The organism is Alphaproteobacteria bacterium, assembly GCA_041396705.1.
Lineage (GTDB): Bacteria > Pseudomonadota > Alphaproteobacteria > CALKHQ01 > CALKHQ01 > CALKHQ01.
The window spans coordinates 245,156-251,547 of the sequence record JAWKYB010000008.1 but is presented as its reverse complement, the minus strand read 5'-3'; the positions used below and the strand labels follow the sequence as shown (position 1 = coordinate 251,547).

The following is a 6,392-nucleotide window of genomic DNA, read 5'->3' as shown; positions in this document are numbered from 1 at the left end:
TCGACATAGCAGTGGGTGCCGTCGCGGGTGGTCAGCGGCATCACCGTCGGGCCGTCGCCGCCGTCGTTGCGGCGATGGCGCTCGTAAATCATCCGCATCGCCAGGTGGCGCTCGCCGTACAGCGTCTTGAACCACTGGTCGATGGTGGCGAGCGCGTCGACGGCATAGCCGGTCAGCGCGCAGGTGGCGGCGTTGACGTAGAGGGCATCGCCTTCGCGCACGGCAGCCGGCTTCGGCAGCAGGTCGACGAGCCTGGCGATGCCCGACGGCGGGCCGGCGCTGGTCTCGGCGTCTTGCGGGTTCTGCAACGGCATCGCGGCGGTGGGCCTGTTCCGGGCTCAAGCGTGGGCGGCCGGTGCCGCGGCGGCGCGGCGACCGGTGACCGACGATAGGGTCGTTGTGTAAAGGCCTGCTTAAACCTGGGAATTGCCGCGGCCCGGCGGCGCCCGCTCAGGCCACCGTGTGGTAGCCGGTGCGGATCAGCCGCGAAACGGCGAAGGCGCCGGCGGCCCCGATCGCGGCCAGCGCGACCGCGCCGATCCAGGCGGAGCCGTCCTGGAAGCCGCTGAGCCCGCCGCGCACGCCGTCGATGACGAAATGAAACGGCTGGTGGGCGACCACCGCCGCGAACGGATCGGCGAAGCCGGATACCGGCGCGAAGGCGCCGGACAGGAAGACCAGCGGCGTCACGATGAAGGTGGCGATCGCGCTCAGCGAATCCCATTTGCGCGCCCACAGGCCGGCGAAGATGCCGAACAGGGCGATGCACCAGGCGCCGAGGGCGGCGAACAGGATCGCCTGGCCGGCGTCGGCGACGCGCAGGCCGATCAGCGGCACCAGCACCGCGGCGACGACCAGGCCGACCAGCAGGCCCATGGTCGCGCCCATCAGCGCATGGGCGAGCAGCCGCGAGCCGACCGGCAACGGCGCCATCAGCTCGATGTCGATATAGCCGTCGATCTTGGCGTGCAGGATGGTGAAGGCGGTGGTCTGGAACGCGATGTTCAGCACCGCGATCGCCACCAGCCCCGGCGCGATGAACGCGCCGAGCGAAAGCGGGGCGTCGAGGCCCTGCATCTGGCCGCCCAGGCCCTGCGGCGCGGCCAGGTCGAACACGGCGATCAGCAGCGCCGCGGTCAGGCCCTGCGGCACGATCAGGAAGGCGACGGCGCGGGCCTGGCGGCGCAGCTCGCGCCGGTACAGGGCCCAGAAGCCCTGGACCAGGCCGGGCGCGCGCGGCTGGCGCCACGCCCGGGCCGCCGCGTTGCGGGTGGTCGGCGCGTGCATGGCTCAGCTCTTCAGGCGATAGCCGATGCGGAACAGCCACCAGGCCGCCAGCGCCAGCGCGGCGTCGACCGCGGCGAGCACCGCCACGCCCAGCCACACCGGCGCGTCGGAATGGCCGATGAAGCCGTAGCGAAAGCCGTCGATCATGTAGAAGAACGGGTTGGCGTGGGCGACCGCGCCCCAGAAGGCGGGAAGCCGCTCGATCGAATAGAAGGTGCCGGACAGGAAGGTCAGCGGCGTGACCACGAAGTTGGTGACCGCGGCGATGTGGTCGAACTTCTCCGACCAGATCCCGCCCAGCACGCCGAGCAGGGCCATCATCGCGCTGGCGGCGACGGCGAAATAGACGACGGCGCCGATGTCGTGGATCGCCACCGGCGCGAACAGCGCCATGACGCCGGCGGTGACCGCGCCCACCACCAGCCCGCGGGTGATGCCGCCCAGCACGAAGCCGGCAGTCAGCTCCCACGGCGCCAGCGGCGGCATCAGCACGTCGACGATGTTGCCCTGGATCTTGCCGATGACCAGGCTGGACGAGGTGTTGGCGAAGGCGTTCTGCACCATCGCCATCATCACCAGCCCCGGGGCCAGGAACGCCGCGAAGGCGACGCCCTCCACCATCTCGACCGAGCGGCCGAGCGCCAGGGTGAAGATGGCGAAGAACAGCAACGTGGTGACGACAGGGGCCGCGATAGTCTGCTGGAACACCTTGAGGAAGCGGCGCACCTCCTTCAGATACAGCGTCCACAGCCCGCGCCCGTTGACGGCGCCGTAGCTGCGCAGCCGCGGACCGGGGGCGGTCGCGGACCCGGCGGCCGCGATCGGGACGGAACGGGGCATGGGCATCCGGAAGCTGTTGGCTGTGCCGCTGTGAGTTAAACTTGCCGGGTCGATTGGGCAAGGAGGGATTGACGCTGGCCGACGAGGACCCACTGGGCGAAGCCGCGCTGCGGGCCGCGGCACTGGCCTATCTGGCCCGTTATGCCGCCACCGCCGAGCAGGTGCGCCGCGTGCTGGCGCGCCGGATCAGGCGGCACGGCGGCGAGCGGGACGAGCCGGAGGCGGTTGTACGCGGCCGCATCGACGCCGTCGTCGCGCGGCTGGTCGCCGCCGGGCTGATCAGCGACCGGGACTTCGCGGAAACGCGCGCGGCCGGGCTGATGCGGCGCGGCACCTCGACCCGGCGGATCGCGGCGCTGCTGCGCGACAGGGGCGTGCCGGACGCGCTGGCCGCCGCCGTGATCGTTGATCTGGATCAAATCCATGGACCGGAACGTGAACGCTTTGCGGCGCTGCGCCATGCCCAGCGGCGGCGTCTGGGGCCGTGGGCCGCGCCCGGCCGGCGGGCCGATCGGCGCCGGCGCGATCTGGCGGCGATGGTGCGCGCCGGCTTCGCGCCGGCGCTGGCGACCTGGGTGATCGACCTGGAGCCCGAAGCCGCCGCGCAGGCTCTGGATCAGGCGGCGAGCAGCCCGGAATAGAGCGCATAGGCGCCGAAGGCCGCCATCAGCACCGCGGAGCCCCGGTTCATCCAGCGCATGATGCTGTCGCTGACCCGGCCGCGCAGCAGCCCGGCGCTGGCGGCCAGCCCGATCCACCACAGGGTCGAGCCCAGGAACACGCCGCCGACCAGGATGGCCGCACCGGTCAGGTCCAGCGAATCGAGCCCGAGCCCGAGCGAGGCGAACACCGCCGCGAAGGCCAGGATGGTGATCGGGTTGGTGATGGTCAGCACGAAGGTCGAGACGAAGGCGGCCAGGTGCGTGCGCGGCGCGGCGCGGCGCGGCTGGACGCTGGTCCGCTTGGTGTAGACGCGGATCGCCAGCAGGATCAGCAGGATGCCGCCGACCAGCTCCAACAGCGAGCGGTGGGTCAGCATCCAATCGGTCACCGCGGCGATGCCGAACGCGGCGACGATGCCGAACACGGCGTCGGCGCAGGCCGCGCCCATGCCGGCGATCAGGCCGGCCAGGCGGCCGTCGTGCAGGGTGCGCTGCACGCACATCACGCCCACCGGGCCGACCGGCGCGGCGATGGCGAGCCCGGCGAGCACGGCTTTGATGAACACGATCAGCAGGAGCGACAATGACGTGAGCAGCATTTAGACGTTGACTGGTTGGCCCGGGCGCAGACGCACGTGCGCTGCGCGGCGCCCGCGCAACGTCATGCTGCAACGGTGCATCGGGACGCCCGTTCCTTCCGGACCGCGGCGGCGCTGCAAAATGCGGTTCATTCCGCCGGAAAGCAAGCGCAGACTGCGGGGCGGTTTGACGCCATCGCTGCATCGGTATAGCGTCACCGCCGCACGAAATCGGGCGGCCCGCGGGGCGGGTATCCTGCCCGGCGAGGAGGACTACGCCGGATGCGACCCAGCCGCGACCGTAGGCGCGATACGCTGTGCGGATGACGCCGTCGATCGTCGGACGATGGGCGGCCGGACTGGTCCTGCTGGCGTGTGCGGCCCTCGCCGCTCCGGCCCAGGCGCAGCCGCTGGTGGTCGCGGTGGAGCCGCAGGTCACCGCCGCGCCGCTGATCATCGCGGCCGACCGCGGCTGGTTCGCCGAGGAGGGGCTGGACGTCCGCCTGGTCCAGTTCCATGCCAACCGCACCATGCTGATGGCGCTGGCCGAGAGCGACGTGGACGTGGCCCTGGTCGACCTCACCGCCGACGCCTATTCGATGGCGGCCCAGCACAACCTGCGCATCATTGCTGGCGCCGAGCAGCTCAACGGCGCCTTTCCGCGCTATGCGTGGCTGATCGGCGCGGACCTGACCGGCGTCGACCTCGACGGGCTGCGCGATGCGCCCGACGCCGTGATCGGCCTGACCGAGCTCGGCTCGCCCGCCCGCTACCTGCTGGCGGCGCGGCTGCAGGCGGCGGTCGAGACCGGCTTCGTTTCCGAAGGCTCCGATGTCGCGCTGGCCGCGGCGCTGGCGCAGGGCTCGGTCGACGCCGCGCTGCTGCCGGCGCACCTGGCCGCCGACCTGGAAGCGACCGGAGCGGCCCGCGTGGCCGAGTGGGCCGGCCCGATCGACGGCCCGATCAGCCTGTCTGTGCTGATGACCACCGCGGCCCAGGCCAGCCTGCGGCCGGAGGTGCTGGCGCGCTTCCTGCGGGCCTATGTGCGCGGGGTGCGGGCATTCCGTGCCGCCGTCGCGGCCGAGGCCGAGGGCGCGGCGGAAGACGCGGACCAGGCCGACAGCATCGAGGCGGCCCGCAACGCGGCGCTGCTGACCATCGTCGCCGACGGCGCCCGCCGTCCGGTCGACGAGGTGCGGCAGGCCCCACCCTATTTCGCGCCCGACGGCCGGGTCGATTCCCGCTCGCTGGCCGCGCAGCTGGCCTGGTGGCAGCAGGAGGGCGACTGTGCCATGGACATCGACATGCGCACCCTCCTGGACCTGTCGGCGCTGCAGTCGGCGCTGCTGAGCCTCGCCGCGGACTCGGCCGAGCAGCGGCGCGCGGCGGCGGCCGTGGTCGAGGCGGTGTCGGCGGCGGAGCCTGAGGATGCGTCGGCCGAGGACGCGACCGATCCGTCTGCTGCCGGCGGACCGCAGTCCGAGGACTGAGCCGGAGCCGGCCCGGCCGTTGCCTACAGGTCGTCGGTGGTCAGCGTGCCCGATGCGACGTAGTAGCCGATCCCGATCATCTCCTTGATCGCCGCCATCGTCACCGCCAGGCTGCGGTGCGACGGCAGCCACGCCCACAGCCCGGTCGGCTCGTAGACCGTGTCGGCGGTCAGTGCGGCGACCTCCAGCCCCTGGTGGCGCAGGCAGGCGGCCGCCCGCATCACATGCAGGCCCGACGTCACCAGCAGCACGCGGGTCGCGCCCAGCTCCGCCGCCGCGGCCGCCGCGGCGGCCGCGTTCTCGCAGGTGTTCTGCGACGCGGTCTCGATCATCAGGGCGTCGTCGACGACCAGGTCCAGCGAATCGACCGTGACCTCGCTTTCCGCCGGGCCGCCGTCGGGGCTGCCGCCGGCGATCAGGACCGGCGCCGCCCATTGCAGCTGCGCCGCCAGGCCGGCCCGGGCCCGCATCACGGTTGGCGACGCCGGGAACCAGCTGCCGTCGGACAGGCTGATGATGCCGCCGGTCGGCACCACGATCAGGTCCGGCGGCGCCTCGCGGCTCGGCGGCGGCGCCGCGCGCGCCAGCATGGCATTGAGCGACGAGGCGACCGGCGGGGCGCCGGCCACGGCCAGCCCCAGCCAGATCGCCAGCAGCGGCCAGCGGGTCAGCCGGCGGCTGCGGCGCGACGCTGCCAGCCAGGCCACGAAGGCCAGCACCAGCACCAGCGGATAGACGCCGAGCAGATAGTCGAGAACTTCGCGCATGGATCGCCATGTGGCAGGTCGGCGCCGGCCGGCGGGTCCGCCCGGTGCCCGGTTGGCGGGGACGAATCGAGCCGCTACCATGGCACAATGCCGGCGGGGTGACGATTCGGCAGCCATGGTCGCCCGACCGCGCCCCCGATCGACAGCGGAACGGATTGTCCCGATGCGCATGCCCGTCCCCCTCGCCTGTGCGCTGATTGCCGGCCTGGCCGGCGCGGCGCCGCTGCACGCGCTCGACGTCGGCGACGCCGATGCGGTGCGCGAGGCCTATCTCGACCACATCGACGCCGATGCCGATGCCGACCCCGGCGACATCTGCGTCGCGGCCGACCCGCAGTTCCCGGAGACCGCGATCGTTGCCGGCTTCGCCCACGACCGCGGCTGCATGGTCGAGACCATTCTGGTCGACGACGACTGGCTGGCGCCGACGATGGCGTCGGAACCGGCGCTGGAACTGGCCGGCTGGGACGATGCCGACGCGGCGCGGCGGGCGGAGCTGGCGATGGCCTGGACCCGCTTCGCCGTCTTCGCCTTCCGTACGGCGGTATCGACCGCCAACGACGACTTCGCCCGGCCCGACGCGCCCGCCTTCACCGCGCCGACGACCGAGCCCGACGGCGCCGACGGCGTGGTCGTCACCCTGTGGGTACAGGAAGAGGCCGGCATGCTGCCGGAGACGGAGTACAACCTCTGGGAACTGACCTTCGACCGCGATGGCGCCATGGTGCGCATCCGCGTGCTCGCGACCTACGTGGCCGAGTATTGAGA

The 6,392-nt window shown here is 72.5% G+C and carries 8 protein-coding genes; 3 read left to right on the top strand and 5 right to left on the bottom strand.

Going from position 1 to position 6,392, the window contains the following annotated elements; all coding sequences use genetic code 11:
• The 3 genes from R3F55_13645 to R3F55_13635 all read right to left on the bottom strand — a co-directional run.
• Nucleotides 1-308, bottom strand: a 308-nt coding sequence (locus R3F55_13645) for a hypothetical protein (GenBank protein ID MEZ5668456.1), incomplete at its 3' end; no start/stop codon positions are given.
• A gap of 142 nt (nucleotides 309-450) precedes the next feature.
• On the bottom strand, nucleotides 451-1,287 hold the full coding sequence (locus tag R3F55_13640; GenBank protein MEZ5668455.1) for an ABC transporter permease: 837 nt from the start codon (nucleotides 1,285-1,287) through the stop codon (nucleotides 451-453).
• 3 nt (nucleotides 1,288-1,290) lie between these two features.
• Complete coding sequence (locus R3F55_13635) at nucleotides 1,291-2,127, bottom strand: ABC transporter permease (protein MEZ5668454.1); 837 nt, start codon at nucleotides 2,125-2,127, stop codon at nucleotides 1,291-1,293.
• 68 nt (nucleotides 2,128-2,195) lie between these two features.
• On the opposite strand from R3F55_13635, the gene R3F55_13630 reads away from it, so the two are divergent.
• Entirely contained in the window at nucleotides 2,196-2,768 is a 573-nt protein-coding gene (locus R3F55_13630; GenBank protein MEZ5668453.1) for a RecX family transcriptional regulator, read from the top strand.
• On the opposite strand, the gene R3F55_13625 is transcribed toward R3F55_13630, so the two are convergent.
• Entirely contained in the window at nucleotides 2,744-3,388 is a 645-nt protein-coding gene (locus R3F55_13625) for a LysE family transporter (protein ID MEZ5668452.1), read from the bottom strand. The two genes, R3F55_13630 and R3F55_13625, sit on opposite strands and share 25 nt — an antisense overlap.
• Before the next feature lie 302 nt (nucleotides 3,389-3,690).
• Here R3F55_13625 and R3F55_13620 point away from each other — a divergent pair, with 302 nt between their 5' ends.
• Complete coding sequence (locus R3F55_13620) at nucleotides 3,691-4,857, top strand: ABC transporter substrate-binding protein (protein MEZ5668451.1); 1,167 nt, start codon at nucleotides 3,691-3,693, stop codon at nucleotides 4,855-4,857.
• Nucleotides 4,858-4,880: 23 nt separating this feature from the next.
• Here the strand turns inward: R3F55_13620 and R3F55_13615 are convergent, their stop codons facing one another.
• Nucleotides 4,881-5,624, bottom strand: coding sequence for a YdcF family protein (locus R3F55_13615; protein MEZ5668450.1), 744 nt, complete (start codon nucleotides 5,622-5,624; stop codon nucleotides 4,881-4,883).
• A gap of 163 nt (nucleotides 5,625-5,787) precedes the next feature.
• On the opposite strand from R3F55_13615, the gene R3F55_13610 reads away from it, so the two are divergent.
• Entirely contained in the window at nucleotides 5,788-6,390 is a 603-nt protein-coding gene (locus tag R3F55_13610; protein MEZ5668449.1) for a hypothetical protein, read from the top strand.
• Nucleotides 6,391-6,392 lie beyond the last annotated feature (2 nt).

Coding starts and splice junctions, on each gene's coding strand:
- R3F55_13640 (MEZ5668455.1), bottom strand. CDS start 1,287: ATGCACGCGCCGACCACCCGCAACGCGGCGGCCCGGGCGTGGCGCCAG.
- R3F55_13635 (MEZ5668454.1), bottom strand. CDS start 2,127: ATGCCCCGTTCCGTCCCGATCGCGGCCGCCGGGTCCGCGACCGCCCCC.
- R3F55_13625 (MEZ5668452.1), bottom strand. CDS start 3,388: ATGCTGCTCACGTCATTGTCGCTCCTGCTGATCGTGTTCATCAAAGCC.
- R3F55_13620 (MEZ5668451.1), top strand. CDS start 3,691: ATGACGCCGTCGATCGTCGGACGATGGGCGGCCGGACTGGTCCTGCTG.
- R3F55_13615 (MEZ5668450.1), bottom strand. CDS start 5,624: ATGCGCGAAGTTCTCGACTATCTGCTCGGCGTCTATCCGCTGGTGCTG.
- R3F55_13610 (MEZ5668449.1), top strand. CDS start 5,788: ATGCGCATGCCCGTCCCCCTCGCCTGTGCGCTGATTGCCGGCCTGGCC.